We start from the raw sequence: 26,000 nt of genomic DNA on the forward strand, positions 1-26,000 counted from the left end.
CGGGAACCGTTCCCCGAACCGGAGAGGCGACATGTCCAGCGCACCACCGACGCAGGCCCCCTCCGTCCCGGACGCAGCGCCGCGCCGCCGAGGGCCGCGCTCCGGGGACGTGCTGCTCGTCGTCCTGGCGCTCATCGCGGTCCTGCACTTCCTGCGGCCGGCGGTGTTCGACGAACCGGCGGTGCAGGCCTGGTCCACGGTGTTCGTCGCCGTGTGCCTGCAGGCGCTGCCGTTCCTGGTGTTCGGCGTCCTGCTGTCGGCCGCCATCAGCACGTTCGTGCCGGCGTCGTTCTTCGCCCGGGCGCTCCCCCGCCGGCCGGCCGCGGCCGTGCCGGTCGCCGGGCTGGCCGGGGCGGTGCTGCCCGGCTGCGAGTGCGCCTCGGTGCCCGTGGCCGGGAGCCTGGTCCGCCGCGGGGTTCCCCCGGCGGCGGCACTCGCCTTCCTGCTCTCCGCGCCGGCGATCAACCCGGTGGTCCTGGTGGCGACCGCGGTCGCCTTCCCGGGCGAGCCGGAGATGGTGCTCGCCCGCTTCGTCGCCTCCGTGCTGGTCGCCCTGCTGATGGGCTGGCTGTGGACCTCCTTCGGGCGGACGGCGTGGCTGCGGGTGCGGGAGGGGCACGTCGCCGCGCCCGGGGAGAGCCGGGCCGAGACCTTCCGCGCCGGCGTCCAGCACGACCTGCTGCACGCCGGCGGGTTCCTCGTGGTCGGCGGCCTGACCGCCGCGACCCTCAACACCGTCGTCCCGCGGGCGTGGCTCGACGCGGTCGCCGACTCCCCCGTGCTGTCGGTGCTCGTGCTGGCCGCGCTCGCCGTCGTCCTGGCGGTGTGCTCGGAGGCCGACGCGTTCGTCGCGGCCAGCCTGGTCGGCTTCTCCCCCACCGCCAAGCTGGTCTTCCTCGTCGTCGGCCCGGCGGTCGACGTCAAGCTCGTCGCGCTGCAGGCCGGCACCTTCGGCCCGCGGTTCGCCGCCCGCTTCGCCCCCGTCACCCTCGCCGTCGCCGTGCTGGTCGCGGTCGGCGTCGGCGCCGTCCTGCTCTGAGGAGGCCGCGATGGACCGCATGACGTCCCACGCCGTCCTGCTCCTGCTCGGCGGCTACGTGCTGCAGGTGGCGCTCTCCGACGCCCACCTGGCCTACGTGCAGGGCGGTTTCCGCCCGTTCCTGCTGATCGCGGCCGCAGTGCTCGTCGCGGTGAGCCTGCTCGGCCTGCTGCGGGCGTGGCGGACCCGGCGGGCGCCGGCCGCCGACGACGACCCCGACGAGGAGGCAGACCACCACGGGCACGACCACGGCCACGGCCACGGCGCGCCCCGCGTCGCCTGGCTGCTGGTCCTGCCCGCCGTGGTCCTCGCCCTGGTCGCGCCCCCGGCCCTCGGCTCCTTCACCGTGGCCCGGCAGACCACGCCGGCCGAGGTGCCCGAGGGTGCCGTGGCCGACGCGCTGGGTCCCGACGACGAGGGGCAGGACTTCCGCACCCTGCCGCTGCCCCAGTACCGGTGGCGGGCGCTGCACGACGACGTGTCGCCGCTCGAGGGCCGGCAGATCCGGCTGACCGGCTTCGTCGTCCCGCGGGAGGGCGGCGGCTGGTACGTCGCCCGGATCCGGATCTCCTGCTGCGCGGCCGACGCGGTCGGGGTCACCGTCGTCGTCGACGGGCCGCAGGGCGACCTGCCCGCCGACCAGTGGGTCGAGGTGATCGGCACCTGGGCCCCGCCGGTGACCCACCCGTCGGCGGGCTTCCCCGAGGCGGTCATCGCGCCGGTGACGGTCCGGCCGATCGACCCGCCCGCCGACACCTACGCCGGCTGAGCCGCCCCGGTCAGGAGCGGGTGGCCGCGACGGCCGCCGCCAGCGCCTCGGCGGTCGGGGCCGCGAGCTGCTCGCCGTCGACGAGGACCCGCGGCGTGCCGGTGAGACCGTCGCGGCTGGCCCGGTCGGTGGCGTCGGCGACCCAGCCGCCGAAGCGGAGGTCGCGGATGCCCTCCTCGACGTCCGGCCCGGTCGCGCCGGCCTGGGCCGCCAGCTCCACCAGCTCGTCGTCGGAGAGGCCCGGTCCGCCCTCGGCCGGCTGCCGGTCGAAGAGCAGCCCGGCGTACTCGTGGAAGGCGTCCGCGCCGGCGGCGTCGGCGACCACGGCCGCGGCGTTGGCCGCGCGGGTGGAGTAGTCGTCGTCCGACAGCCGGTCGAGGATCGCCACCGGGCGGTACCGCACCAGCACCTCGCCCTCGGCGACGAACTGGTCGAGGGTCTCGGACGCGTCCTCCTCGAACGCCCGGCAGGCGGGGCAGAGGTAGTCCTCGTAGACGTCGACGACGACCGGGGCGTCGGCCGGCCCCCGGGCGAAGCCGGTCCCGTCGGTGCCCGCGGCCGTGTTCGCCGGCGCCGTCGCGTCGCCGGTGTCGGTCCGCGCGGACTGCACCAGGACGGCGACCAGGACGGCGACCACCACGGCCGCGGCGACACCGATCCCCGTGACGAGCCGGGTCCGCGCCCGGCGCCGGAGGCGCTCGGCCTCGGCTTCGGCGGCCCGCTTCGCTGCGATGCGCTCGCGGGCGGCCTGCCGGCTCCGGGTCGGGGTGCGGTCAGGCATCGGGGCCTCCTCGGGGGGCGGCGCGGTCGGTCAGCGCCAGCCGCGTGCGTGGACGGACGGCGAGGAGCACCGAGGCGCCCAGCAGCGCGACGTCCCGGACGATCTCGGACAGGTACGCGGTGCGGTCGGCGTCCACCTCGCCACCGCCGCCGAAGCAGCCGCAGTCGATGGTCAGCCCGCGGGCCCAGGCCGAGGCGACCGCGGCGGTGAACCCGGCCAGCAGGAGCGCGGAGGCGACCGCGGCCGGCCGAACGAAGGCGCCGGTCAGCAGCAGGAGACCGACGGCGATCTCGAGCACGGGCAGGCCGAACGCGAGCACGGGGACCAGCGCCTCGGGCGCCAGCTGGTAGGCGCGGACCGCGCGCTCGGCGGCCGCCGGGTCGGGGAGCTTGAGCGCACCGGTCACCACCCACACGCCACCGACGAGGAGGCGGAGGACGGTGCCGGCCCAGGGCGGCACGCGACTCCGGCCCCGAGCGGGGCGGGGCGGGGCGACGCTCCCTGCCATGGCGGCTCCTCACGGTCGGGCGGGTCCCTGGCGGCCTCGAGCCGTGGTCCTGCCGTTCCCGTAGTCGTCCGGGGCCCCGGGCGGGTTCCCGGCGCCCGGCCCATGTGACCGGCGTCACCGCGCGGTGTGCCGTCCGAGCCGGGTCGAGGACCTCCCCCACCGGAGTGAGGTGAGGCTAACCTCAGCCGACCTGCCGAGCCCACGGACGACCGGGGTGCCGCCATGCCCGCGAGCACGCCACCGCACGACCCGACCGTCGCCGGCGGTGCCCGGTGACCGGCGCGACGGCAGCCGGGCTGCCGGTCGTCGACGTCGACCTCCCGCCGCACGAGGCGGCCGAGCTCGCCGAGGGGCTCGACCACGTCGGTGACGAGCACGCCGACACGGTGCTGCTGGTCGCCCGGGCGCTCGGCGGGCAGCCGGACGCGCGGTCGGCCGAGATCCTGGGCGTGGGGCCCGACGGTCTCCGGCTGGCCGTCGCGGGGACCGACGGCGCCCACCGGCCGGTGCACGTCCCCTTCGCCTCGCCCGCCCGCACGTCGCTGGAGGTCTACGGCGCGCTCATGGGGCTGGTGGCCGCCGCGCGCGGCGTGGTCGGAGCCGGCGAGCCGCTCACCTCGATCGAGTCCGAGCACCTCGAGGACCAGCGGATGACCACCGTGGCCGCGACGGTCGCCGCCCGCCGCCTGGTCGCGCCCGACCTGCTCGAGATCACCCTGGCCGGGCTCGCCCCGGTGCCGGTGCGGGGCGGGGACGAGTACGCCGTCCTCATGCCCGAGCCGCCGGCCGAGGTGCTCCGGACCGGCTTCACCGCCGCCGACCTGGCGGGGATCCCGCCGGAGGACGCTCCCCGTGCCGCCTACACGATGCGCGCCCGGCGGGCCGCCGCCGGCGAGGGTGACGTGTGGCTGGTGCTGCACGGCGACGAGGGCGCGGTGAGCAGCCGCCTCGCCGCCGCCGAGCCGGGCGCGCCGGTCGCGGTGTGGGGCTCCCGGCGCAGCTACGACCCGCCGTCGGGCGTCTCGACCCACCTGCTGGTGTGCGACGAGACGGCGCTGGGGGCCGTCGGCGCCGTCCTCGACGGACTGGCCGACGGCGCCCCGGGGTGGTCGTGGCCGAGACCGCCGACGCCGACGTCCGCGTGGACCTCCCCGCCCGGCCCGGCGTCGAGCTGCGCTGGGTGCACCGCTCCGGGGCGGCGCCGGGCACGACGCCCGCCCTCCTCGACGGGGTGCGCGCGGCACTGGCCGAGAGCCCGCTGCTGGCCGACCGCGACGGGTTGTTCGTCTTCGGCGCCGGGGAGGCCGCCCGCATGCGGGAGCTGCGGACCGCCCTGCGTCGCGAGACGGGCCTCGCCCGCGACCGCGTCCGGCTGACCGGCTACTGGAACGCCGCCCGCTGACGACGGGAGGCCGTCCGCCCGGTCGCCGTCCGCCGGCACGACGACGGCGGGCTCCCCCCGCTGGAACCGGGGGGAGCCCGCCGCCGGGCGGGAGCGAGGTCAGCCGGTGACGACGGCGATCTCGTTCGGGGTCACGTCCAGGTCGCCGGTGGCGAGCACCGCACCGGTGGCCAGGTCCACCGCGTGGACGGCGTTCGCGGCCGGCTCGGTCACATAGGCGACGCCGTCGTGCACCTTCACCGCGGGGTGCGGGTCCTGCCACTCCTCCGGCCCCTCCCAGGGAGCGACGACCGGGTGGGAGGCCAGTACCGCGCCGGTCGCCATGTCGAGCACGTGCAAGCTGCCGTCGGTGCCGAGCACGATCCCCTCGTCCTGCGGGCCGCGGGCCAGGTCGCGGAAGGTGTACTGCACGCCGTCGGGCAGGGGGACGACCTGCAGCCGGTCCGCCGCGGTGTCGATCAGCGTGACCGCCGACAGCAGGTAGCCCTCGGCGTCGGGGTCGGCGTTGTAGTCGCCCAGCGCCACCGGCGAGGACTCCGTGGTGAAGACGTTGCCGGTGCGGCCGTAGGCGTCCGGGGCGGTCAGCTTGGTGAACTCTCCGTCGTAGACCAGGACGCCGTCCTCGCAGCCGAACACGGCCACCTCGCCGGCCACGGTCCCCTCGCCGTGCACGCCGGGGCACTCCTCGTTGCGGGCGATCTCCTCGCCCGAGGCGTCGAGCACCCGCACGCCGGTCCGCTCCTCCTCGGTGCCGAGGGTGGACAGCAGCGTGCCGTCCTCGAGCTCGATGGCCACGCCGTGGTGGGCCTGCTCGGAGGTCCACTCCTCGGTCTCGGGGAGCCCGTCGGCGGTGAGCAGGTCGTCGGTGGCGAACGAGGTGATGTCCCCGGTGCCGTCGGCGAACAGCACGGTGCGGTCGCCGTGCACGACGACGTGGCCGGCCTCCTCGGCCGCGAAGACGTGGTCGGTCAGCTCCGGGTCGGCGGCGTAGGACGTGCCGCCGTCGGTCCACACGCCGGTGTCGAGGACCTGGAAGCCCTCGGTGGTCGTGACCATCACGTGCCGGCCGTCGCCCGCGGGGTCGACCCGGAGGAACCCGTCCATCTCGGAGTCGCCCACGACCTCGAGCGTCCCGCCGTCGAGGACCAGCACGCCGCCGTCGTAGGTGAGCGTGACCCGCGGCTGCGGCGCGGGCAGCTCGGTCGCGGACGAGGCGGCGGAGGTGTCGGCCGAGGAGGGGGACGACGACGAGCCGGCCGGGTCGGTGTCGGGGTCCGACGAGCAGGCGGCCAGGAGGAGGCCCGCGGCGCCGAGCGCCGACAGGCGGATGAGGGAGGGGCGAGCACTGGTCATGCCGCGGAGCATAACGGGAATGATTCTCATTCCAGACAGGAGGGTCACCGTAGGCCTGCCACGATGTCCTCGGTGTTGGCCCGCATCATCTGCAGGTAGGTGCCGGCTCCCCCGCCGTCGGCGGACAGCGACTCCGTGAACAGCGGGACGACGGCCACGTCCAGGCCCGCCTGCTCGGCGAGCACCTGCACCAGCCGGTCGGGCTGTGACGAGTCGGCGAAGACTGTGCGCACCCCGGCCTCGCGGACGGCGGTGGCCAGCTCGTCGAGGTCGCTGGCGCTCGGCGAGGCCAGGGTCGTGCCGCTGGGGATGACGGCACCGACGACCGTGAACCCGAACCGCTCGGCGAGGTAGCCGAACACGTGGTGGTTGGTCACCAGGTCGCGCTGCCCGGGTGGGATCTGCGCGAACTGCCCGGCCATCCACTCGTCCAGCTCGGCGACCTCGGCGCGGTAGTCCGCCGCGTCGGCGGCCAGCCGGTCCCCGTCGAGCCCGCCGACCTCCTCGCGCAGCGCGTCCTCCAGGCCGTCGAGCACCGCCAGCACCTGCGCCGGGTCGGTCCAGAAGTGCGGGTCGACGCCCTCGTCGTCCTCGGAGGTCCACTCGACCGGGTCGACGAAGTCACCGGCCTCGACGACCGGGACGCCGTCCTCCCGGGCCGCCGCGACGTGGCGGGCCACCCCCTCCTCCAGCCCCATCCCGTTGGCCACCAGCAGGTCCGCCTCACGCATGCGCGCGGCCTCCTGCGCCGAGACGTCGAACGAGTGCGGGTCGGCGCCCGGCGGCATCAGGGTCACCACCTCGGCCTGGTCGCCGACGAGCTCACCGACGACGTCGCCCAGGATGTTGGTGGTCACCACGACCAGCGGCCGGTCGTCGTCGCCGGCGCCGCACCCGGCGAGGGCGCCCGCGGCCAGCAGCGCTCCGGCGAGGGCTCCCGCGACCCGCCTCATCGCCCGGTCTCCGCGAGGTGGACCGGCGCGACCTCGGCCGGGAACACCCGGGCCAGGCGGGCGCCGTCGGCGTAGTCGACCTCCAGCAGGCGGTTGCCCGCCGGGTCGTTGACGTAGGCGCGGTCGGCGTCGACCTGCAGGTCCACCTGGTCGAGCCGGTCGGGAGGCAGCAGCGGCTCGGTGGCCGCCGCCGGCCCGCCCGGGGTGAGGACGACGACCCGCCCGGCCGCGTCGATGCCGACGACCCGGTCGGCGTCGTCGTCGGCCGCGACCGCCCGCACCCACGGGATGTCGGTGGGCAGGAGCTCCCAGCTGCGGGCCCGGGTGTCGAGGAGCCACACGCCGCGCTCACCGGCGGGGGCGGCCACGGCGGGCCGGCCCGGCCGGTTGTCGAAGGCTGCGGCCCGCTCCTCCTCGGGCACGGGCGCCGGGTACGGGATGCGCTCGAGCTCGACGCCGTCGTCGGTCTCGGTGGCCAGGACCGCGCCGTCGGCGCAGGACACCACCACGCCGACGCGGGTCGGGTGCCCACCGCGCGGCTCCGCGCAGTCGGCCTCGCCACCGCCCAGGGGCTCGCCGCCGGCGTCCAGGGCGACCACCGAGTCGGGCGTGGTGGCGACCAGCCGGTCCCCCAGCGGCACGAGGGCGCCGTCGTGCGGCGCGGCCGTGATCCTGGCGAGCTCGGTGACCTCACCCTGCCCGAGGGCTGCCCGGTCGAGCACGAGACCGGTGCCGGTGTCGGGCGAGAAGAGGGCGGTCAGCGTCTCCGAGGAGGCCGCCCGCACGCCGCCGGACCAGTCGAGGGTGCCGGTGACCCGCGGGTCGGTCCGGTAGTAGTGCACGTGGTCGCCGTGGTCGACCGTCCACGTGCCGGTGTCGACGACGGTGAGCTCGCCGTCCGGGTCCGACGCCGCGAACAGGAACCGGCCGTCGGTGGCGACCGCGGAGACGTCCCCGACGTCGCCGAGCACCGCCGACTCCCCGGTGACCAGGTCCAGGGCGTGCACCGAGCCACTGCCGTCGAGATAGGCCAGTTGCAACTGCGGCTCGGCGAGTTCCTCGGCGCCGGCGACGTAGCCGTGCTCGGAGGTGGCAGCGGCCGCAGCGTCGCTGGGCTCGCCGTCATCGGAAGCGCAGCCGGCGAGCAGGAGGACGCCGGCGAGGACCCCGGCGGGCGGTGCGGACGGGCGCCGCCCGAGGAGGCGGCGGGGAGGGCGGGACACGGGACTCCTGACGTCGGAGGGGCGGGTCAGCGGGAGACCGTGGCGCGCGCGGTGACCGACAGGGCCACCAGGGCGACGGCGCAGGAGGCGATGGAGGCGCCGCCGGCCGTGCCGGCGTGCCAGGAGACGAGCAGGCCGGCGAGCACGGCCGCGGCGCCGAAGACCGCGCCGAGCGCCATGGTCGAGGGCAGCCGGCGGGTCCACTGGCGGGCCGCGGCGGCGGGCGCGAGCAGCAGCGCGACGACCAGCAGGGTGCCCAGCGCCTGGTAGGAGACGACGACCGCGGCGCTGACGACCAGCACCATCACCGCGTGCGCCAGGCGGGGCCGCAGCCCCAGCGTGGCCGCGGTGCGCTCGTCGAAGCTGACCGCCACGAAGGCCCGGTGGAACACCGCGCACACGGCGCCGAGGACGACGAGGCCGGCCGCGAGCAGCACCAGGTCGGAGCGGCGGACCGCCAGCACGTCGCCGAAGAGGATCGCCGTGACGTCGGTGGCGAAGGACCTCGAGCGGGAGACGATGACGACGCCGAGGGCGAGCATGCCGACGAAGAGCAGGCCGATCGCGGTGTCGGACGACAGCCGCGCCCGGCGGGCCACCGCGCCGACCCCGACGCTCATGAGGCCGGCGCTGACCGCCGCGCCGGCCACCGGAGGCCAGCCGGCCAGCGTGGCCACCGCGACGCCGGGGAGCATGCCGTGGGCCAGGGCCTCTCCCAGGAACGCCATGCCCCGCACGACCACCCACGTGCCGACGACGGCGCAGGTCACCGCCGCGAGGACGCCGCCGAGGAGGGCGCGCTGCATGAAGGGGACGGCGAACGGGTCGAGGAGCCAGGACACCCGGCGAGCGTAACGGGAACGATTATCACTCTTGGTAGGGTGGTCGGGTGCCCCCCACCGCCATCGAGTTCGACGACCTCAGCGTGCGCCGCGGGGAGGTGCTGGCCCTGGACGGCGTCTGCGCGTGCCTGCCGCCCGCCGCGGTGACGGCGGTCGTCGGCGCCAACGGGGCGGGCAAGTCGACGCTGCTCGACGTCCTCGCCGGCGTCCTGCACCCGACGTCGGGCTGCGTGGACGGGCTGTGCGGCCGGACGATCGCCTACGTCCCGCAGCGCAGCGCCGTGCCCGACCACCTGCCGCTGACCGTCGGGGACACCATCGCCATGGGCCGCTGGCGCGAACGCGGCCCCTGGCGCCGGCTGCGGGCCGGCGACCGGGCGCTCGTCGCCGCCGTCGCCGGGGAGCTGGGGCTCACCGGCCTGCTGGGGTCCCCGCTGGCCACGGTCTCGGGGGGCCAGCGGCAGCGGGCCCTCCTGGCGCAGGGGCTGGTGGCCCGGGCCGACGTCCTGCTGGTCGACGAGCCGACCGCCGGGGTCGACGCCGCCACCCAGCAGGCCGTGCTGCAGGCGCTGGCGGCGGAGGCCGAGCGCGGCGCCGTCGTCGTGCACGCCACGCACGAGCCGGCGGCGGTCGACCGCGCCGACGCGGTCCTCGCGCTCAGCGCGGGACGGGTGGTGACGCCGCACCCCGGCGCCACCACCCGCCTCCCGGCCTAGCGGTCAGCCCTGGGCAGCCAGGGCGTCGGACAGGGCACGCAGCTGGGCCAGCTGCCAGTCGACGAACGACCCCTCGTCGTCCGGGACCGACTCGGTGACCTCGACGACCGGCACGCCGGCGTCCTCGGCCGCCGAGCGCAGCTGCTCGGGCACGCCGCCCTCGGTCTGCGAGTTGTAGAGCAGCACGTCGACCCGACCCGCCTCGAGCGCGGCCTGGAAGTCGGCCACGTCACCGGGCGCCGGGTCGGTCTCGTTGCTCGCGGCCTCGCGGTACCCCTCGGGCGTGACGTCGGTCAGGCCGACCGCCTCCGCCATGTACTCGAACACCGACTCCGTCGCCGCGTACGAGCGCCCCTCGGCGGCGGCCCGCAGGCCGTCGATCTCGTCGAGGTAGGGCTGGAGGGCCTCCTCCCACGCCGAGGCCCGCTCGGCGAAGTGGTCGGCGGCGTCCGGGGACAGCTCCTCGAGCTCGGCGGTCACCGCCGCGGTGGCCTGCTGCACGTACTCGGGCGAGTACCAGATGTGCGGGTTGACCCCGCCGTGGCCGTGCCCCTCCTCCTCGGCGTGCTCCTCGCCCTCCTCCTCGGCGTGCTCCTCGGTCTCGAGGCCGGCGACCTCGGCGAGGTCGAGCACGACGGGGGCCGGGTCGACGTTGGCGGCGGCGTCGGCGGCCCAGTGGTCGTAGTCGGCGCCGTTGAGCACGACGAGGTCGGCCTCCTCGAAGGCGGCGATGTCCCCCGTGGTCGGCTCGAAGTCGTGCGGGTCGACCGCGGTCGAGCTGATCACCGTGGTCACCGAGGCGCAGTCCCCGCCGAGCGCCTGGACGACGTCCCCCCACTGCCCGACGGAGACGACGACGTCCACGACCTCCCCGGGGCAGGCGTCGGCGTCGCCCTCGCTGGTGGTCACCCCGCCGCCCTCGTCCTCCCCGCAGGCGGCGAGGACGAGGGCGGTGGCCGCGGCCAGGGCGAGGGCGGCGGGACGGGTACGGCGACGCATCGAGGAACTCCAAGCGGGAACGGTAATGGTTCTCGATACCACTATGCCGTACTGGCCGGCGCGCCGTGCACCCCACCCCGCGTCAGCGGGCCCGGACCACCCGCGTCTCGTCGAAGACCGGCTCCGGCGACTCGTAGACCCGGCCGTCGGCGCCGAACACCAGGAACCGGTCGAAGGAGCGGGCGAACCACCGGTCGTGGGTCACCGCGAGCACCGTCCCGTCGAAGGCCGCGAGCGCCTCCTCCAGCGACTCGGCGGAGAGGACGTCGAGGTTGTCGGTCGGCTCGTCGAGCAGCAGCAGCGTGGCGCCCGACAGCTCGAGCATCAGCACTTGGAACCGGGCCTGCTGCCCGCCCGACAGGGTGCGGAACAGCTGGTCGCCCTGGTCGGCCAGCCCGTACCGGCGCAGCGCCGCCATCGCCCGGCCGCGGTCGACACCCGGCCGGCCGGGCTCGCCGTGCCACAGCAGGTCGACCGGCGTGCGGTCCAGCCACTCGGGGTGGGCGTGCGTCTGCGCGAACAGCCCCGGGACGACACGCGCCCCCAGCCGCCACGACCCGGTGTGCGCCACCTCCTGCCCGGCCAGCAGCCGCAGGAAGTGCGACTTGCCCGCGCCGTTGGCACCCAGCACGCCGACCCGGTCGCCGTACCAGAGCTCCACGTCGAACGGCTGCATCAGCCCGGTCAGCTCCAGCTGCTCGGCGATCACCGCGCGCACGCCGGTCCGCCCGCCGCGCAGCCGCATGGCCACCTTCTGCTCCGGCGGCCGGTCCGGCGGCGGCCCGGCCGCCTCGAACTTCGCCAGCCGGGTCTGCGCCGCGGAGTACCGGCTGGCCATGTCCGGGGAGTTGGCCGCCTGCTGCTGGAGGGTGCGCACGAGGTCGACGAGCCGCTGGTGCTCCTCCTCCCAGCGCCGGCGGACCTCGGCCAGCCGCTCGTGCCGCGCCTCCCGGGCCTCCGGGTAGCTGGCGAACCCGCCGCCGTGCACCCACGCCGTCCCGCCCTCGACGGTGACCACCCGGTCGGCCACCCGGGCCAGCAGCTCCCGGTCGTGGCTGACGAACAGCACCGTCTTGCGGGTCTCCAGCAACCGCTCCTCCAGCCAGCGCTTGCCGGGCACGTCGAGGTAGTTGTCCGGCTCGTCGAGCAGCAGCACCTCGTCGGGGCCGCGCAGCAGCGCCTCCAGCGCCAGCCGCTTCTGCTCGCCGCCGCTCAGGGTCGACAGCTCCCGGTACTTGCACCGGTCGTAGGGGACGCCGAGCGCGGCGACGGTGACCGTGTCCCACGTGACCTCGGCCTCGTAGCCGCCCGCGTCCCCCCAGGCGGCGAGCGCGTCGGCGTAGGCGAGCTGCGCGGGCTCGTCGTCGGTCTCCATCAGGGTGAGCTCCGCGGCCTCGAGCGCGTCCCACGCGGCGCGGACGGCCGGCGGCGAGAGGTCCACGAGGAAGCGCTGCACCGTCGTGTCGTCGCGCACCGAGCCGATGAACTGGCGCATCACCCCGAGCCCGCCGGCGCGGGCCACGGCACCGTCCTCCGGGGTCAGGTCGCCGGCGACGATCCGCAGCAGCGTCGTCTTCCCGGCCCCGTTCTCCCCGACGAGCGCGGCCCGGGCGCCCTCGCCCACCCGGAACGACACGTCGTGCAGCAGCACCCGCCCGTCGGACAGGGTGTGCCGGATCCCGCTGACGTCGACGTAGCCCACCCGGACAGTCTCCGGCCCCGGACAACCGGGTTTCACCCGGTGCGCAGCACCACCTTGCCGACGGCGCGGCGCTGCTCGAGGTCGGCGTGCGCGCGGGCGGCCGCGGCCAGCGGGTACTCGGTGACCAGCGGCCGCCAGGCGCCGGCGGCCACCCGCTCCAGGGCGCGGCGGGCCAGGCCGGCGATGCCGCCGGGCAGCGCGGCCATCCGCGGGCCGAGCGACCACCCGGCGGTGATCCCGAGGCGGACGACGTCGCCGGTGTCGAACCGCGTCGGGCTGCCCGCCGAGTACCCGAACAGCACCAGCCGCCCGCCCGGGCGCAACAACTCCATCGCGCACCGGCCGACCGCGCCACCCACGCCGTCGTAGACGAGCGTGACCCCGCCGGTCGCCGCCCGGACCCGCTCGTCCCACCCCGCCAGGGCGTAGTCGACGACCAGGTCGGCGCCCAGCTCCGCGAGCTGCGCCACCTTGTCCGCCCCGCCGGCGGCGGCGACCACGGTGGCGCCGGCCGCGCGGGCCGCCTGCACCAGCAGCCAGCCCATCCCGCCGGCCGCCGAGGGCACCAGGACGACGTCGCCGGCGGACGGCGGCTCCAGCTCCAGCACGCCCAGCGCCGTGCGCCCGGTGCCGACGGCGGCCACCGCGTCGGCCCAGCCGACCTGCTCCGGCAGGGCGAGCAGCTGCCCGTCGACGGCGGTGACGGCCTGCTCGGCGTAGCCGCCGGGGACCGGCCCGAGGTGGGCGACCACCCGCCGGCCCAGCCAGACCGGGTCGGCGCCGTCCCCGAGGTCGTCGACCACACCGGCGACCTCGCGCCCGGGGACCGTCGGCAGGTCGGGCAGCGGCAGCGACACCGGACCGGGGTCGCCGCGGCGCAGCGTGGTGTCGACCAGGTGGACGCCGGCGGCCTCGACGGCGATGCGGACCTGCCCCGGCGCGGGCGTCAGGTCGGGGAGCTCGTCGAGGACGAGGCGGTCGGGACCGCCGAACTCGTGCAGTCGGATGGCTCGCATGCCCCGGAGGCAACCGCTTCCAGCGCACTCGAGGTCAAGCCGGGCGGCTCTCCGACTGCAGCCGGGCGCGGGCCAGCCGCTCGACGAGCTCGGGGAGGGCGGTGGCGGGGACGCCGCTGAGGTCGCGCCGGCAGCTGCGGACGACGGTGCCGATCACCTGCGGGCGCAGCTGCGCGCGGAACTCGGCGGTGAGCCGGAGGACCGCCTGGTCGACCGCGGCGTCCTCGTCGGACGGCCTGGCCAGCGCTCGCGTCATCCGTCGTCCTCCCCCTGCCTGCTCGTCGCCGACCTCCAGTCCCCCGACCGGCGCCCGCATACGGTGCCTCGCCGTCCCGGAACGGGCCAGGGACCAAGGGCCCGACCGCAGGTCAGCCGGCGAAGTAGGCGTTGGAGCCCTCGCGTGTCGCCGCCACCGCGTCGCGCACCAGGGCCGAGAGCTCACCGGCGTCCACCCGGTCCAGCGAGGTGAAGCGGATGCAGCTCTTGCCGCAGGAGGCCTTGCCGAGCCGCTCGGCGCGGGCCTCGGCGATGTACTCGCCGTCGACCACGGCGCACACGTAGAGCGACAGGTGCCGCTTCTGGGCGGCGAGTGCGACCAGCGGCCAGGTCGTCGCCACCTTCGCCGAGCGGGGCTTGTAGGGCATCAGCCCGTAGCCCAGCACCGTGCCGCTGCCGGCGGGCACCAGCTGCCGGTCGATGCCCGGCGCTGCGGCGGTGACCAGCGCGTCGACGCGGCGCAGCTCGGCCTCGCGGTCGCCGGCGGCGGCGAACCAGTCCTCGATCTCCTGCGGTGCGCCCACCGCGCCTCCCCTCAGCCCAGGACGAGCGAGAGCGCCGTCGCGACGGCCGCCAGCAGCATCACCAGGACCACGACCGCGGCGACGATCCGCCGGCGCCGCTCGGCCTCCGGCCCGCCGGCGCCACCCATCCCCATCACGGGACCGACGCTACTTCTCCGGGCGGCGCCCCGACAGCAGCGTGTCCAGCGCGGCGCCGGCCGGGGTCTCCCGGGTCACCTGCTCCAGCCGGTCACGTCGAGCAGCGCGGCCACCGGGGCGAACCGGGGCACGCTGTGCAGGATCGCCGGCTCCTGCGGGCCGCCGACGCCCCGCTCGACGTTGTCGACGTCGTGGCCGAGCACGAGCAGCCGCCCGCCGGGCCGCAGCCAGCCCACAGCGCGCGCGAGCAGGTCCTCCAGGTCCGGCGGCGGCAGGTGGAGGTAGGCGACGAGCACGAGGTCCACCGGCCGCGCCGGGCCGGGCCAGGCGAGGACGTCGGCGGTCACCCACTCCACCCGCTCGGCGCCGGGGCGCTCCCGCCCGCGGGCCAGCCCCGTGGCGGAGAAGTCGACGGCGGTCACCCGCCAGCCCAGGCCGGCCAGCCACAGCGCGTGCCGGCCCTCCCCCGCGGCGAGGTCGACGGCGGTGCCCGGCGCGACGTCGGCGAGCAGCTCCGTAACCAGCGCGTTCGGCTCCCCCGACCACTGCTGCCGTTCGGCGTACCGGGCGTCCCAGGCGTGCGCGTCCACGGCGCCGATCCTGGCAGGGCGCTCCCGCCCTGCGCGGCCGCGCTCCCGGCGGCAGGGTGGCGGGGTGGCCGCCCGTCCGCCCGCCGTCCGGCTGGTGCCCCTCGAGCCGGAGCTGCTGCTCGCCGTCCTGCCGTGGTTCGACCACCCGGAGGTGCAGCTGCGCCTCGGGGACCGGTCCTGGCCCGAGCGCGAGATGGCCCTGCGCACCGGGACCCCGCCGTTCGAGGAGTTCCGCGGCCGGCGGGTGCTGCGCACGCACACCTTCGTGGCCGTCGACGGCGACGGCCGGCCGGTCGCGCAGATCGGCGGCGACGTCTACGACCGGTGGACGACGTGGGACCCCGTGGCCGAGCAGGTGACGGCGACCGACCCCCGCCGCAGCATGGGCGCCGCCTACGTGGTGGACCCGCAGCGGTGGGGCCGCGGCTACGGGCGGGCCACGCTGCGTGCGCTGGTCGACGCCCCCGAGACCGCGGACGTGGAGCTCTTCGTGCTCGGCATCGACCCGGACAACACCGCCAGCCTGCGGGTGGCCGCGGGCGCCGGCTTCACGCCGCTGACCACCGAGCCCGACGCCGAGGACATGGTGTACGTGCAGCTGGACCGGTCGTAGCCGCCGGCCGAGCCTGCTGGGCGTCGTCCCCGGGTGGCACCCTGCGGCCATGACGACGACGACCGCGCGCGAGCTGGCCCTGCTCCGCCTGGTCGCGCAGCGGCTGGCCGGCCCGCCGGCGGCCGACGCGGCCGCGGCCGTGCGGGAGCTGCTGTGCGTCCAGGGCCAGGACCTGCCGGGAGCGCTGACCTCGGTGGCGCTGCGGACCCGGGACCGGTCGCTCGACGGGGTGCGCGCCGCGCTCGACACGGGTGCGGTCGTCCGCTCGTGGCCGATGCGCAGCACCCTCCACCTGGTGCCGGCCGAGGACCTGCACTGGCTGCTCGAGCTGTGCGGCCCCCGCGTGCTGGCCGGCGCCGCCAAGCGGCGGGCCACCCTCGGACTCACCGAGTCCGACGCCGAGCGGGCCCGCGAGCAGGCGGCCGCGGCGCTCTCCGGCGGCCGGCGGCTGGGCCGCGCCGCGCTGCTGGAGGCGATCGGCGAGGCCGTCGACGTGAGCGGCCAGCGGGGCTACCACCTGCTCTGGTACGCGGCGCAGACCGGCACGACCTGCATGGGCCCGACCGACGGCGGCGAGCAGGCCTTCGTGCTCCTCGACGAGTGGGTGCCGGCGCCCCGCCGGCTGACCGGCGAGGAGGCCCTGGCCGAGCTGGCCCGCCGCTACCTGACCGGCCACGGGCCGGCGTCCGACGCCGACCTGGCGCGCTGGGCCGGGCTGACGCTGCGCGACGTCCGCACCGGCATCGCCGCCGTCCGGTCCGGGCTGGCCGCGGTCGAGGTCGAGGGCCGGGAGCTGCTCATGGCGCCGGACCTGCCCGACCGGCTGGCCGCCTGCCGCGCCGAGGTCGAGGACGCCGTCCTTCTGCTGCCCGGCTTCGACGAGATGGTGCTGGGCTACGCCGACCGCACCTGCGTGGTGCCGGCGGAGTTCGCCGACCGGATCGTCCCGGGCGCGAACGGCGTGTTCCGGCCGACGGTGCTGCACGGCGGCCGGGCGCTGGGCACCTGGCGGTGGACGGGCCGCGGCGCGAAGCGGGTCCTGACGCCCGAGCCGTTCACCGAGTTCCCGGAGGCCGTGGCCGCCGCCATCCCCGAGGCCGCCGCCGCCCTGCCCTGACGTGCAGCCGGCCGCACGCCGGAGTTGGGTGGACGCCATGGAGTACACCCGACTGGGCAGCACCGGCCTGCAGGTCTCGCGGATCTGCCTGGGCATGATGAGCTTCGGCGACCCGCAGCGCGGCACGCACCCGTGGAGCCTGCCGGAGGAGGACAGCCGCCGGCTGATCGAGAAGGCGCTGGCCTCGGGCGTCACCTTCCTCGACACCGCGAACGTCTACTCGGCCGGCTCCAGCGAGGAGATCACCGGCCGCGCGATCCGCGACTTCGCCGACCGGGAGGACGTCGTCCTCGCGACCAAGGTGCACGGCCGGATGCGGCCGGGCCCCAACGGCGCGGGGCTCTCCCGCAAGGCGGTCCTGGCCGAGCTCGAGGCGTCGCTGCGGCGGCTGGGCACCGACTACGTCGACCTGTACCAGATCCACCGCTGGGACCCGCACACGCCGATCGAGGAGACGCTGGAGGCGCTGGACTCCGCCGTCCGCTCGGGCAAGGTGCGCTACTTGGGCGCCTCCTCGATGTGGGCCTGGCAGTTCTCCAAGGCCCTCCACACCGCCGGGGAGCACGGCTGGCACCGCTTCGTGTCCATGCAGGACCACTACAACCTGCTCAACCGCGAGGAGGAGCGGGAGATGCACCCGCTCTGCGCCGACCAGGGCGTCGGCGTCATCCCGTGGAGCCCGCTGGCCCGCGGCCGGCTCACCCGTGACTGGGACGAGGCCACCGCCCGGTCGGAGACCGACGAGTTCGGCAAGCGGCTCTACGACGAGGCCTCCGACCGCGCGATCGTCGAGCGGGTCGCCGAGGTGGCCGCCGCCCGCGGCGTCTCCCGGGCGCAGGTGGCACTCGCGTGGGTGCTCAGCAAGCCGGTGGTCTCGGCGCCGATCGTCGGTGTGACGAAGGACGTCCACCTGGACGACGCGGTGGCCGCGGTCGACCTGCGGCTCACCGACGAGGAGATCGCGCGCCTGGAGGAGCCGTACCGCCCGCACGAGGTCGTCGGCTTCTGAGCACCGGCCCCGCCCGCGACCCCCTCCGCCGTGATCATGGCGTCGTTGCCGCCCCCGTCGGCGTGTCCGCGCGTGTCGGCGGCAACGCCCCCATGATCACGGCCGGGCAGGCGGCGCCGTGCGGGGTCAGCGGGAGAAGAGGCGGGCGAAGAAGCCCTTCTTCTCCGGCTCCCAGCCGGCCGAGGCGAGCAGGTCGAACAGCGGCTGCTTGATCCGCGAGGTCTCGAACGAGTAGCTCCAGGTGGAGCCCTCCTGGCCGTGCGAGTTCGCCCGCAGCGCGATGCCGCCGCCCCACTGCTTGCCGACGCTCTTGCCCTTGAAGAGGTCCTTCTGGCCGGAGAAGCCGATGGAGCCGTCGGAGCGCAGGCCGCCCGAGGTCTCGCTCTCGGCCTTGCGCTCGACGAAGTCGTAGGTGCCCGACGCCTCGTCGAGGGTCACGGTGATCGCGTAGTCCTTGTCGATCGTGCCGCCGGCCACCAGGTTGGAGTAGCTGACGTCGGCGATGTCCCAGGTGCCGACGACCCGGTTCCCCTCGCAGGTGTAGCGGAACGGCTGCCCGGGCGGGTTGAGCTCGGCGGCGATGCGGGCGCAGGTCTCGGCGATGCTGGGCACGGGGACACCTCGGGTGGATCGGGGGTGGGACGGCGCCGGAGTGTGGCCGACCCCGGCCCGCGGCACCAGTGCCCCCGGCGCCCCGGCTCGGCGAGATCTGCACACTCGCCGGCACCAGCGGCCGGTGGTGACGAGTGTGCAGATCTCGCGGGGGGGGGGTCACAGCCGGCCCGCGAGCTCCTCGAGGTCGTCGAGGACGAGGCCGGCGCCCAGCGGGCCCAGGCCCAGGAACCAGCGGTCGTCGTCGACGGCGTAGGCGCGGCCGGCCTGCACGGCCTGCAGCGACTGCCACAGCGGACCGGCCGACACCTGCCCGGCCGCGCCCGCCCCGTCGTCGCCGTAGCCGGACCAGAAGAGCAGGTCGCCGTCGGCCTGGTCGACCTGCTCGTGCCCGACCTCGGCGAACGTCTCGTCGACCTGCTGCACAGCGGGGCGGGCGAAGCCGACGTCGGCCAGCACCGTGCCGACGAAGGAGTTCGGGCTGTAGAGCCGCACCGTGGTGGCGTCGACGAACCGCGCGACGCTCACCTCGAGCGCCGCCGGGTCGCCGAACGCCTCCCCCACCGCGGCGGCCCGCTCCTCGTACCCGTCCAGCAGCCGCTGGGCCTCGTCCGGGCGGCCGAGCGCCTCGCCGGCCAGGAGCAGGTTCTCCTTCCACGTGGTGCCGATGTACTCGGCCATGACCGTGGGGGCGATCCCGCTCAGCTGCTCGTACAGCGCCTCGTGGCGGACGACGTTGGACAGGATGAGGTCCGGCTCGAGCGCCGCGATCGCCTCCAGGTCGGGCTCGGCGATGGTGCCGGCGTCACCGATGTCGGCCGCGTCGACGCCGGCCGCCTCGACGAAGCCCGGCAGCTCCGCGCTGACGTCGGTCCGCACCGCGCCGACGGGGGTTACCCCGAGGGCGAGGACGGCGTCCAGCTCACCGGTGTCCAGGACGACGACCCGCTCGGGCGTCCCCTCGATCTCCGCGGTGCCCATCGCGTGCTCGACCTCGCGGACGTCGGCCGGCGCGCCGCCGCCCTCCTCCGCCCCGGCGTCCCCGCCGCAGCCGGCCAGTGCCAGCGCCGTGCCCACCACCACGCCGAGCGCCGCCGCCCGCCGTCCTCGCGTCCTGCCCTGCACGTCGTCCTCCTCCCGGCGCCGCGCCGTCGCGGTACCGGGAAGCGAACTTAGGACAGCCTTTCCTCAGCTGATCACGCGGGGTTGGCCGGCTCCGCGCGCTCGACGACGAACACCGGGATGACCCGGTCGGTCTTCTGCTGGTACTCGGCGTAGGGCGGGTAGGCGGCGACCGCCCGCTCCCACCACTGGGCCTTCTCCTCGCCGAAGACCTCGCGGGCGACGCCGTCCCACGGCTCGGGCCCGTCCTGCACCGTCACCTGGTCGGGGTGCGCGCGCAGGTTGGCCACCCACGCCGGGTCCTCCGGCGCGCCGCCCTTGGAGCCGACCATCGCGTAGGCGCCCTCGTGCTCGACGCGCATCAGCGCCTGCTTGCGGACCTTCCCGCTCGTGGCCCCGCGCGTGCTGAAGATGCAGACCGGCAGGCCCGTGTCCAGCAGCGTGTTGGCCTCCCGGCCCCCGGTCGCCTCGTAGCGCTCGACCTGCTCGCGCACCCAGGCCTCGGGGCTCGGCTCGTACTCACCCTCCAACGGCATGGCCCGAACCTAGGCCGGTCAGGCGCCCTCGGCTCGGTGGGGCGGCCAGGCGGCGTGGTGGTCGATGGCGTGCGGCACGAAGAAGCTCAGGTTGTCGGTCACGAGCCCGTCGCTCTCCCGGATCCCGAGGCCGGCCGGCTCGCCGTCGACCACCCACGCGCCGAGCACCGGGTGGTGCGGGCCGTCCACGCCCGCGAAGTCCGGCAGTGCGGCGAACTCCTGCACCACGAACCCCTCCGTGCCGTAGCGCCCGGGCAGTTCCATGGCGACCTGCCCGTCGCGCACGATCGCGACGTTGGCGCCCTCGCGGCCCCACAGCGGCTTGCGCACGTAGGTCCGCCAGGACGCCGGCATCTCGTCGGCGAAGTAGGCCGGCAGCAGCAGCTGGGACAGCACCGGGTCGCTGCCGAACATCTGCCACAGCACCGGCAGCAGCGCCTTGGTGCTCCACAGCATCTTGTAGGCCGGCTCGACCCAGGTGGTGCCGCCCGGGCGGGCGGCGTCGGCGAGCACGGCGGGCCCGAACTCGTCCTCGACCAGCCACTCCCAGGGGTAGAGCTTGAAGACGACGTCCAGGTGGCGGCCCTGCTGGTCGTAGAACCGGCCGTCGCCGTCGTCGAGCACGATGTCCTCGACCACCAGCTCGATCGCCTCGTAGCCGGCCTGGACGACGGTGTCCATCAGGTAGGCGACGGTCATCCGGTCCTCGCCGGAGGTCTCCTCGCTGGTCCAGGCCAGGTGGACCCGCGGCCGCACGCCGGTGCGGCGCTCCCACCGCAGCAGGTTGCGCTGCCACGCGGCCACCAGCTTGTCGTGCAGCGCGTTCCACTGGTCGCTGCCCTGGCCGGTGAACAGGTGCCAGTTCCACTGGGTGACCGCGGACTCGACCAGGCCGGTCGGGGTGTCGGCGTTGAACTCGAGCAGCTTCGGCGGGCCGGTGCCGTCGTAGCGCAGGTCGAAGCGGCCGTACACGCTGGGCGGCTCGGCCTCCCAGGTGCGGCGGATCTCCGGCCGGGCGATCGGGGGGATGCCCATCCGGCCGAACAGGTCGCGCTCGACGACGTGGTCGCCGGCGGCCACGCACATCTCGAACAGCTGCGCGACCCAGCCCTCCAGCCGCTCGACCTCCGCCATGGTGAAGTCGTAGAACGGGCCCTCGCGCCAGTAGCTGCGCGCCTCGCCGCCGGGCAGGTGGGTGCGGTTGTAGACCAGCCCCTGCGCCTCGATCTCGGCCTCCCAGCCGGGCCGGACCACGCCGGCCTCGATGCGCCTCACGGAGGGCTCACCCGCCGGAGCTCCCGCCACCGCTGCCGGACCCGATCCCGCCGCTGACGCGGGTGCCGCCGGTGACCTTGCCCGACGCGGGCAGGCCGGCGTTGCGCCGGGCGGTGGTGTCGCGCGGGTCGATGCGCTGGCCGCCGCTGGGCAGCACCGTGCCGACCGGGAGGCCGCGGCCGAAGGCGCCGACGTAGAGGAAGAACAGCCCGCCGCCACCGCCCACGCGGTCGTCGTCGCAGAGGTCGTCGTCGACGATCTCGCCGTCCTCGTTCGTGCAGTAGGCGACCTGCTCGTCGCCCTCGTCGTCGTCGGTCGCGCAGCCGGCGAGGAAGCCGGTGGCCGCGGTCGCGAGCACCGTCGTCGTCAGGGCGCTCTTGACGCGGTTGGAGACCGCCACGGGACCTCCCGGCTCGTCGGACTGGGCCCCGACAGTAGCCGCGCGAGCCTGCGAGGGGACCGGGCATGCCGTTACCGTCGCCCGGTGACCGAGCCGACCGACCCGGCCCAGGACGCCGCCGGGCGCATCGCCGCCGGCTACGCGACCGGCGGACCGGCGGTGGAGCTGGGCGCCGTCGTGCTGGAGGGGCGCCCGCACCCCGGCGCGGGCGTGCGGCTGCCGCTGGCGATGCTGAACCGGCACGGGCTGATCGCCGGCGCGACCGGCACGGGCAAGACGAAGACCTTGCAGCTGGTGGCCGAGCAGCTGTCGGCGGCCGGCGTCCCCGTCGTGGTGGCCGACCTCAAGGGGGACCTCGCCGGGCTGGCCCGGCCCGGCGCCGACGGCGACCGGGTGCGCGAGCGCGCCGCCGCGACCGGGGACACCTGGACCCCGACCGGCTTCCCCGTCGAGTACCTGGCGCTGGGCGGCCTGGGCACCGGGGTGCCGGTGCGCGCGACGGTGACCGACTTCGGCCCGGTGCTGCTCAGCAAGGTGCTCGACCTCAACGCGACCCAGGAGAGCTCCCTGGGGCTGGTCTTCCACCACGCCGACGCGGTCGGCCTGCCGCTGCTCGACCTCGCCGACCTGCGCGCCGTCCTGACCTGGCTGACCAGCAAGGCGGGCAAGGCGGACCTGGAGGGGCTCGGCGGGCTCTCGAAGGCCACCGCGGGGGTCATCCTGCGCCAGCTGGTCGCCCTCGAGGACCTCGGCGGCGACGTCTTCTTCGGCGAGCCGGCCTTCGAGCCCGCCGACCTCCTCCGCACCGCCGCCGACGGCCGCGGCGTGATCAGCGCGGTCGAGCTGCCGGCGATCCAGGACCGGCCGGCGCTCTTCTCGACCTTTCTCATGTGGCTGCTCGCCGAGCTGTTCGAGGAGCTCCCGGAGGTCGGCGACCTCGACCGGCCCCGCCTGGTGTTCTTCCTCGACGAGGCGCACCTGCTGTTCACCGGCGCGAGCAAGGCCTTCCTCGAGGCGGTCACCCAGACCGTGCGGCTCATCCGCTCCAAGGGCGTCGGTGTCTTCTTCGTGACCCAGAACCCCACCGACGTCCCGCGGGCGGTGCTCGCCCAGCTGGGCAACCGGGTCCAGCACGCGCTGCGCACGTTCACCCCCGAGGACGCCGACGCGCTGGCCAAGACGGTGCGGACGTTCCCGCGCAGCGAGGACTACGACGTCGCCACCCTGCTCACCTCGCTGGGCACCGGCGAGGCCGCCGTCACCGTGCTGTCCGAGCGCGGGGCGCCCACCCCGCTGGCCTGGACGGTGCTGCGGGCGCCGCGCTCGCACATGGGGACGGTGGACCCGGCCGGGCTCGCCGCCGCGGTGGCGGCCTCCCCGCTGCTCCCCCGCTACGGCGCACCCGTCGACCGCGAGTCGGCGCGGGAGCTGCTGGCCGCCCGCCTGGCACCACCTCCCCCGCCGGCCCCTGCTCCTGTCCCTGTCCCTGCCCCTGCCCCTGAGCCGCTGCCCCCGCTGCCCAGCCCGTGGCCGGAGATGGAGCAGCCGCCGGCGCCGTCCCGGCGTCGCCGGGACTCCGGCGACGACCTGGTCGGCGAGGCGCTCGGGTCGTTCGCCCGATCGGTCGGGTCGGCCCTCGGCCGGGAGATCACCCGCGGCCTGTTCGGCACCCGGCGCCGCCGTCGTTGAGCGCGCGGCCGACGGCGTCCGGCGATAGCGTCCGCTGTCGTCCCGCATCTGGCGCTCCGGAGGCCCCGATGACCGACAAGCAGCCGTCCGAGATCGCCGAGGCCGCGGCGGAGACCGGGGCGAAGAAGGTCCACCGGACCTGGGACCGCGTCCTCGTCAGCGCCTTCCTGGCCGGCGCCTACATCTCCTTCGGCGCCATGGTGGCCATCACCGTCTCCTCCGGGCTGGACCCCGACACCTGGGGGACGCTGCCGACCCTGTGGACCGGCGCGGCGTTCACCCTCGGCCTGGTCCTCGTGCTCGTCGCCGGCTCGGACCTCGCGACCGGCAACATGATGCTGGTGCCGCTGGGCGCCATGCAGGGCCGGATCACGCTCGGGGACGTCGGGCGCAACCTGAGCCTGGTGCTGCTGGGCAACCTGCTCGGCGCGCTGTTCGTCGCCTACTTCCTCGCCGTCTCCACCGGCGTCATCGGCGACGCCGACAGCTCCGGCTCGGCCGGTCTGACCTTCGAGCGGCTCGCCCAGATCGCGGAGGGCAAGACCTCCGGCCACACGGCCTGGGAGATCTTCCTGCGCGGCGTGGGCTGCAACTGGCTGGTCTGCCTGGCGGTGTGGATGTCGCTGGCGACGCCGAGCATCGCGGGCAAGATCCTGGCGATCTTCTTCCCGATCATGGCGTTCGTCGCGATGGGGTTCGACCACGTCGTGGCCAACATGTTCTTCCTGCCGGCCGCGGTCTTCGCCGGCGTCGAGGGCGTCGGCTGGGACGACACGCTGGTGAACTGGCTGCTGGCCGGCGCCGGGAACCTCGTCGGCGCGGTCGTCTTCGTGGCGACGTCCTACTGGTACCTGTTCCTGCGCGACCAGCCCGTCCGCGCTCCCGCGCACGGCGGGGAGGCGCCCGAGCGCGCATGACCTCTGCCCGCCCGGGGCAGTGCCGGGGCCGGGCGGCACCGGGTGCGGTGCCCGGGACCGGGGAGGACGGCCACCGATGAGGTACCGCGAGAGCGGCCGCCTGGACACGTCCGGCGTGCAGGACCGCCGGGGGGCGGGCGGCGGGCGCGGCCTGGCCGTGGGCGGCGGCGGGCTGGGCCTGGTCGGCGTCCTGGTCCTGGTCCTGTTCCAGGTCCTGGGCGGTGGTGGTGGGGACGGCGGCGGTGGCGCCGCGGCCGCCCTCGGTCAGCTCGGCTCCCTCGGCGAGGGGCAGACCGCCGACAACAGCCAGCTCGAGCAGCAGTGCCAGAGCGGCGCCGACGCCAACGAGTCGGTCGACTGCGCCGTCGTCGCCGACATCGAGTCGATCCAGGACTACTGGTCCGGGGTCCTCGGCGACCGGTACGAGTCGACCGACACCGTGTTCTTCTCCGGCCAGGTCCAGACCAGCTGCGGCGGGGCGACGAGCGGCTCCGGCCCGTTCTACTGCCCGGCCGACCGCCTCGTGTACATCGACCTGTCGTTCTTCCAGACGCTGCAGGAGCAGTTCGGCGCCCAGGGCGGGCTGTTCGTCAACGCCTACGTCATCGCCCACGAGTACGGCCACCACGTGCAGAACCTGCTGGGCATCAACCAGCAGGTGACGCCGGGCGAGACCGGGCCGGAGAGCGGCACGGTGCGGCTGGAGCTGCAGGCCGACTGCTTCGCCGGGACCTGGGCCAACCACGCCGAGACCGTGCCCGACGAGTCCGGCGAGCCGCTGATCGCCGAGATCACGCAGGACGACATCGACGCCGCGCTGGACGCCGCCGGCCGGATCGGCGACGACTTCATCCAGCGCGAGCTCGGCGGCGGCAACGTCGACCAGGACGCCTTCACCCACGGCTCCTCGGAGCAGCGGCAGCGCTGGTTCACGACCGGCTACGAGACCGGCGACCCCGGCCAGTGCGACACCTTCGCCACCGACGACCTCGGCTGAGGGAGGACCCCTCGCCCCCCGCGCCTCGCGCGCTCGTCGCGGGCCCCTGCGAGGGGGCCGACGGGGCGGCGTGAGGATGGCCGCATGGCGGAGCACCTCACCCTCACCCCCGACGGCCTCGGCCCCGGCGTCGCGGTCCTCACCATCGACCGCCCGGCCAAGCGCAACGCCCTCACCGCGGGCATGTGGCGGGACCTGCCAGAGGTGCTCGCCGGGCCCGCCGCCGACCCCGCCGTCCGGGTCCTGGTCGTCACCGGCGCGGGCAGCAGCTTCTGCGCCGGCGCCGACATCTCCGACCTGCTCGGCGGGCCGGACACCGACGACCCGATGGCCGCACTGCGCCGGGACAACCTCGCCGCGCAGGCCGCGCTGCGGGAATTCCCCAAGCCCACGGTCGCCCTGGTGCGCGGGCACTGCATCGGCGGCGGGGTGGAGCTGGCCACCTGCTGCGACCTGCGCTTCGCCGACGAGACGGCCACCTTCGGGGTGACCCCCGCCAAGGTCGGCATCGTCTACACGCCGGAGTCGACCAGGACGCTGCTGGACCTCGTCGGCCCCGGGCTGACCCGCTACCTGCTGTTCAGCGGGGAGCTCGTCGACGCGCCGACCGCCCTGCGCGCCGGCCTGGTCGACCGGCTGCTGCCGGCCGACGAGCTGGAGCCGGAGGTGCGCCGCTTCACCGGCGTGCTGGCGGCCCGCTCCGCGCTGACCCAGCGGTCGACCAAGGAGGTGGTGGCCGCGCTGCTCGCCGGCGGCGACGGCCGCCCCGAGGCCGCCCGCTGGTACCGCGAGACCATCGCGGCCGGCGAGCTGGCCGAGGGCGTGGCCGCCTTCGGCGAGCGCCGCGCGCCCGCGTTCCCCTGGCGCGGCTGAGGCCCGGCC

Annotated in this window: 29 protein-coding genes and 1 pseudogene; 12 read left to right on the plus strand and 18 right to left on the minus strand. The window is 75.9% G+C overall.

The window, feature by feature from the left end; genetic code table 11:
- Positions 1-109 precede the first annotated feature (109 nt).
- Together ACI8AX_RS10170 and ACI8AX_RS10175 are read left to right on the plus strand one after the other, a co-directional pair.
- Complete coding sequence (locus ACI8AX_RS10170; protein WP_456549686.1) at positions 110-1,039, plus strand: permease; 930 nt, start codon at positions 110-112, stop codon at positions 1,037-1,039.
- Between the two features lie 10 nt (positions 1,040-1,049).
- Positions 1,050-1,808: a TIGR03943 family putative permease subunit gene (locus tag ACI8AX_RS10175; protein ID WP_456549687.1), complete on the plus strand. Its 759-nt coding sequence runs from the start codon at positions 1,050-1,052 to the stop codon at positions 1,806-1,808.
- A 10-nt stretch (positions 1,809-1,818) separates the two neighbouring features.
- Here the strand turns inward: ACI8AX_RS10175 and ACI8AX_RS10180 are convergent, their stop codons facing one another.
- Both ACI8AX_RS10180 and ACI8AX_RS10185 read right to left on the minus strand, forming a co-directional pair.
- Positions 1,819-2,589 (minus strand): DsbA family protein, encoded by a 771-nt coding sequence (locus tag ACI8AX_RS10180; protein ID WP_456549688.1) that lies wholly within the window; start codon positions 2,587-2,589, stop codon positions 1,819-1,821.
- Positions 2,582-3,049, minus strand: a complete 468-nt coding sequence (locus tag ACI8AX_RS10185) for a MauE/DoxX family redox-associated membrane protein (protein ID WP_456549689.1) — start codon at positions 3,047-3,049, stop codon at positions 2,582-2,584. The genes ACI8AX_RS10180 and ACI8AX_RS10185 overlap by 8 nt, the downstream gene beginning before the upstream one ends.
- A gap of 320 nt (positions 3,050-3,369) precedes the next feature.
- Between ACI8AX_RS10185 and ACI8AX_RS10190 the strand changes: the two are divergent.
- Both ACI8AX_RS10190 and ACI8AX_RS10195 read left to right on the plus strand, forming a co-directional pair.
- Positions 3,370-4,077, plus strand: a pseudogene (locus tag ACI8AX_RS10190) (DUF2470 domain-containing protein); the annotation flags it as partial.
- A 161-nt stretch (positions 4,078-4,238) separates the two neighbouring features.
- Positions 4,239-4,499 (plus strand): SIP domain-containing protein, encoded by a 261-nt coding sequence (locus ACI8AX_RS10195; RefSeq protein ID WP_456549690.1) that lies wholly within the window; start codon positions 4,239-4,241, stop codon positions 4,497-4,499.
- Positions 4,500-4,598: 99 nt separating this feature from the next.
- Here the strand turns inward: ACI8AX_RS10195 and aztD are convergent, their stop codons facing one another.
- From aztD to aztB, 4 genes are read right to left on the minus strand one after another with little or no spacing between them, the layout of a single operon-like run.
- Complete coding sequence (gene aztD / locus ACI8AX_RS10200; RefSeq protein ID WP_456549691.1) at positions 4,599-5,852, minus strand: zinc metallochaperone AztD; 1,254 nt, start codon at positions 5,850-5,852, stop codon at positions 4,599-4,601.
- A 44-nt stretch (positions 5,853-5,896) separates the two neighbouring features.
- The gene (gene aztC / locus ACI8AX_RS10205) at positions 5,897-6,805 is read right to left on the minus strand and encodes a zinc ABC transporter substrate-binding protein AztC (protein ID WP_456549692.1); all 909 of its coding nucleotides are present in this window, start codon (positions 6,803-6,805) and stop codon (positions 5,897-5,899) included.
- Positions 6,802-8,028: a hypothetical protein gene (locus ACI8AX_RS10210; protein ID WP_456549693.1), complete on the minus strand. Its 1,227-nt coding sequence runs from the start codon at positions 8,026-8,028 to the stop codon at positions 6,802-6,804. The genes aztC and ACI8AX_RS10210 overlap by 4 nt, the downstream gene beginning before the upstream one ends.
- Positions 8,029-8,054: 26 nt before the next feature.
- Complete coding sequence (aztB, locus tag ACI8AX_RS10215) at positions 8,055-8,870, minus strand: zinc ABC transporter permease AztB (RefSeq protein WP_456549694.1); 816 nt, start codon at positions 8,868-8,870, stop codon at positions 8,055-8,057.
- 47 nt (positions 8,871-8,917) lie between these two features.
- On the opposite strand from aztB, the gene aztA reads away from it, so the two are divergent.
- Positions 8,918-9,586 (plus strand): zinc ABC transporter ATP-binding protein AztA, encoded by a 669-nt coding sequence (gene aztA, locus ACI8AX_RS10220; protein WP_456549695.1) that lies wholly within the window; start codon positions 8,918-8,920, stop codon positions 9,584-9,586.
- Positions 9,587-9,589: 3 nt separating this feature from the next.
- On the opposite strand, the gene ACI8AX_RS10225 is transcribed toward aztA, so the two are convergent.
- From ACI8AX_RS10225 to ACI8AX_RS10255, 7 genes are all read right to left on the minus strand, one after another.
- Positions 9,590-10,585, minus strand: a complete 996-nt coding sequence (locus ACI8AX_RS10225; protein ID WP_456549696.1) for a metal ABC transporter solute-binding protein, Zn/Mn family — start codon at positions 10,583-10,585, stop codon at positions 9,590-9,592.
- Between the two features lie 82 nt (positions 10,586-10,667).
- Positions 10,668-12,287, minus strand: a complete 1,620-nt coding sequence (locus tag ACI8AX_RS10230) for an ABC-F family ATP-binding cassette domain-containing protein (RefSeq protein WP_456549697.1) — start codon at positions 12,285-12,287, stop codon at positions 10,668-10,670.
- Between the two features lie 32 nt (positions 12,288-12,319).
- The gene (locus ACI8AX_RS10235) at positions 12,320-13,303 is read right to left on the minus strand and encodes a zinc-binding dehydrogenase (protein WP_456549698.1); all 984 of its coding nucleotides are present in this window, start codon (positions 13,301-13,303) and stop codon (positions 12,320-12,322) included.
- 34 nt (positions 13,304-13,337) lie between these two features.
- Complete coding sequence (locus ACI8AX_RS10240; RefSeq protein ID WP_456549699.1) at positions 13,338-13,559, minus strand: three-helix bundle dimerization domain-containing protein; 222 nt, start codon at positions 13,557-13,559, stop codon at positions 13,338-13,340.
- 112 nt (positions 13,560-13,671) lie between these two features.
- Positions 13,672-14,103 carry a DUF1801 domain-containing protein gene (locus ACI8AX_RS10245; RefSeq protein WP_456549700.1) on the minus strand — a complete coding sequence of 144 codons (432 nt, stop codon included), beginning with the start codon at positions 14,101-14,103 and terminating at the stop codon, positions 13,672-13,674.
- A gap of 11 nt (positions 14,104-14,114) precedes the next feature.
- Positions 14,115-14,240 carry a hypothetical protein gene (locus ACI8AX_RS10250; RefSeq protein WP_456549701.1) on the minus strand — a complete coding sequence of 42 codons (126 nt, stop codon included), beginning with the start codon at positions 14,238-14,240 and terminating at the stop codon, positions 14,115-14,117.
- A gap of 75 nt (positions 14,241-14,315) precedes the next feature.
- Entirely contained in the window at positions 14,316-14,831 is a 516-nt protein-coding gene (locus tag ACI8AX_RS10255; RefSeq protein ID WP_456549702.1) for a class I SAM-dependent methyltransferase, read from the minus strand.
- 64 nt (positions 14,832-14,895) lie between these two features.
- Between ACI8AX_RS10255 and ACI8AX_RS10260 the strand changes: the two genes are divergently transcribed.
- The 3 genes from ACI8AX_RS10260 to ACI8AX_RS10270 are packed head-to-tail and all read left to right on the plus strand — an operon-like array spanning position 14,896 to position 17,570.
- Entirely contained in the window at positions 14,896-15,444 is a 549-nt protein-coding gene (locus ACI8AX_RS10260) for a GNAT family N-acetyltransferase (RefSeq protein WP_456549703.1), read from the plus strand.
- 49 nt (positions 15,445-15,493) lie between these two features.
- Positions 15,494-16,561, plus strand: a complete 1,068-nt coding sequence (locus ACI8AX_RS10265; RefSeq protein WP_456549704.1) for a winged helix DNA-binding domain-containing protein — start codon at positions 15,494-15,496, stop codon at positions 16,559-16,561.
- 37 nt (positions 16,562-16,598) lie between these two features.
- Positions 16,599-17,570: an aldo/keto reductase gene (locus ACI8AX_RS10270; RefSeq protein ID WP_456549705.1), complete on the plus strand. Its 972-nt coding sequence runs from the start codon at positions 16,599-16,601 to the stop codon at positions 17,568-17,570.
- 126 nt (positions 17,571-17,696) lie between these two features.
- On the opposite strand, the gene ACI8AX_RS10275 is transcribed toward ACI8AX_RS10270, so the two are convergent.
- The 5 genes from ACI8AX_RS10275 to ACI8AX_RS10295 all read right to left on the minus strand — a co-directional run bounded on the left by ACI8AX_RS10275 (position 17,697) and on the right by ACI8AX_RS10295 (position 21,515).
- Positions 17,697-18,182 carry a hypothetical protein gene (locus tag ACI8AX_RS10275; protein WP_456549706.1) on the minus strand — a complete coding sequence of 162 codons (486 nt, stop codon included), beginning with the start codon at positions 18,180-18,182 and terminating at the stop codon, positions 17,697-17,699.
- A 159-nt stretch (positions 18,183-18,341) separates the two neighbouring features.
- Entirely contained in the window at positions 18,342-19,307 is a 966-nt protein-coding gene (locus tag ACI8AX_RS10280; protein WP_456549707.1) for an ABC transporter substrate-binding protein, read from the minus strand.
- A gap of 71 nt (positions 19,308-19,378) precedes the next feature.
- Entirely contained in the window at positions 19,379-19,840 is a 462-nt protein-coding gene (locus ACI8AX_RS10285; RefSeq protein ID WP_456549708.1) for a nitroreductase family deazaflavin-dependent oxidoreductase, read from the minus strand.
- Between the two features lie 18 nt (positions 19,841-19,858).
- Entirely contained in the window at positions 19,859-21,115 is a 1,257-nt protein-coding gene (locus ACI8AX_RS10290; RefSeq protein ID WP_456549709.1) for a glutathionylspermidine synthase family protein, read from the minus strand.
- A gap of 7 nt (positions 21,116-21,122) precedes the next feature.
- Positions 21,123-21,515 carry a hypothetical protein gene (locus ACI8AX_RS10295; RefSeq protein WP_456549710.1) on the minus strand — a complete coding sequence of 131 codons (393 nt, stop codon included), beginning with the start codon at positions 21,513-21,515 and terminating at the stop codon, positions 21,123-21,125.
- Positions 21,516-21,599: 84 nt separating this feature from the next.
- Between ACI8AX_RS10295 and ACI8AX_RS10300 the strand changes: the two genes are divergently transcribed.
- The 4 genes from ACI8AX_RS10300 (at position 21,600) to ACI8AX_RS10315 (ending at position 25,991) form a co-directional block, all read left to right on the plus strand.
- On the plus strand, positions 21,600-23,204 hold the full coding sequence (locus tag ACI8AX_RS10300) for a helicase HerA-like domain-containing protein (protein ID WP_456549711.1): 1,605 nt from the start codon (positions 21,600-21,602) through the stop codon (positions 23,202-23,204).
- A gap of 68 nt (positions 23,205-23,272) precedes the next feature.
- Positions 23,273-24,121, plus strand: coding sequence for a formate/nitrite transporter family protein (locus ACI8AX_RS10305; protein WP_456549712.1), 849 nt, complete (start codon positions 23,273-23,275; stop codon positions 24,119-24,121).
- 76 nt (positions 24,122-24,197) lie between these two features.
- A complete protein-coding gene (gene ypfJ, locus ACI8AX_RS10310; protein WP_456549713.1) occupies positions 24,198-25,118 on the plus strand; it encodes a KPN_02809 family neutral zinc metallopeptidase in 921 nt (306 codons plus the stop codon).
- Between the two features lie 84 nt (positions 25,119-25,202).
- Complete coding sequence (locus ACI8AX_RS10315; RefSeq protein ID WP_456549714.1) at positions 25,203-25,991, plus strand: enoyl-CoA hydratase/isomerase family protein; 789 nt, start codon at positions 25,203-25,205, stop codon at positions 25,989-25,991.
- The last annotated feature ends 9 nt before the right edge of the window (positions 25,992-26,000 follow it).

The sequence above is a fragment of the Blastococcus sp. SYSU D00813 genome, from assembly GCF_054050735.1.

Bases quoted from the DNA above. Each gene is read 5' to 3' on its own strand.
- ACI8AX_RS10175 (WP_456549687.1), top strand. From the start codon at position 1,050: ATGGACCGCATGACGTCCCACGCCGTCCTGCTCCTGCTCGGCGGCTAC.
- ACI8AX_RS10180 (WP_456549688.1), bottom strand. From the start codon at position 2,589: ATGCCTGACCGCACCCCGACCCGGAGCCGGCAGGCCGCCCGCGAGCGC.
- aztD (WP_456549691.1), bottom strand. From the start codon at position 5,852: ATGACCAGTGCTCGCCCCTCCCTCATCCGCCTGTCGGCGCTCGGCGCC.
- aztC (WP_456549692.1), bottom strand. From the start codon at position 6,805: ATGAGGCGGGTCGCGGGAGCCCTCGCCGGAGCGCTGCTGGCCGCGGGC.
- ACI8AX_RS10225 (WP_456549696.1), bottom strand. From the start codon at position 10,585: ATGCGTCGCCGTACCCGTCCCGCCGCCCTCGCCCTGGCCGCGGCCACC.
- ACI8AX_RS10235 (WP_456549698.1), bottom strand. From the start codon at position 13,303: ATGCGAGCCATCCGACTGCACGAGTTCGGCGGTCCCGACCGCCTCGTC.
- ACI8AX_RS10240 (WP_456549699.1), bottom strand. From the start codon at position 13,559: ATGACGCGAGCGCTGGCCAGGCCGTCCGACGAGGACGCCGCGGTCGAC.
- ACI8AX_RS10265 (WP_456549704.1), top strand. From the start codon at position 15,494: ATGACGACGACGACCGCGCGCGAGCTGGCCCTGCTCCGCCTGGTCGCG.
- ACI8AX_RS10270 (WP_456549705.1), top strand. From the start codon at position 16,599: ATGGAGTACACCCGACTGGGCAGCACCGGCCTGCAGGTCTCGCGGATC.
- ACI8AX_RS10285 (WP_456549708.1), bottom strand. From the start codon at position 19,840: ATGCCGTTGGAGGGTGAGTACGAGCCGAGCCCCGAGGCCTGGGTGCGC.
- ACI8AX_RS10305 (WP_456549712.1), top strand. From the start codon at position 23,273: ATGACCGACAAGCAGCCGTCCGAGATCGCCGAGGCCGCGGCGGAGACC.
- ypfJ (WP_456549713.1), top strand. From the start codon at position 24,198: ATGAGGTACCGCGAGAGCGGCCGCCTGGACACGTCCGGCGTGCAGGAC.
- ACI8AX_RS10315 (WP_456549714.1), top strand. From the start codon at position 25,203: ATGGCGGAGCACCTCACCCTCACCCCCGACGGCCTCGGCCCCGGCGTC.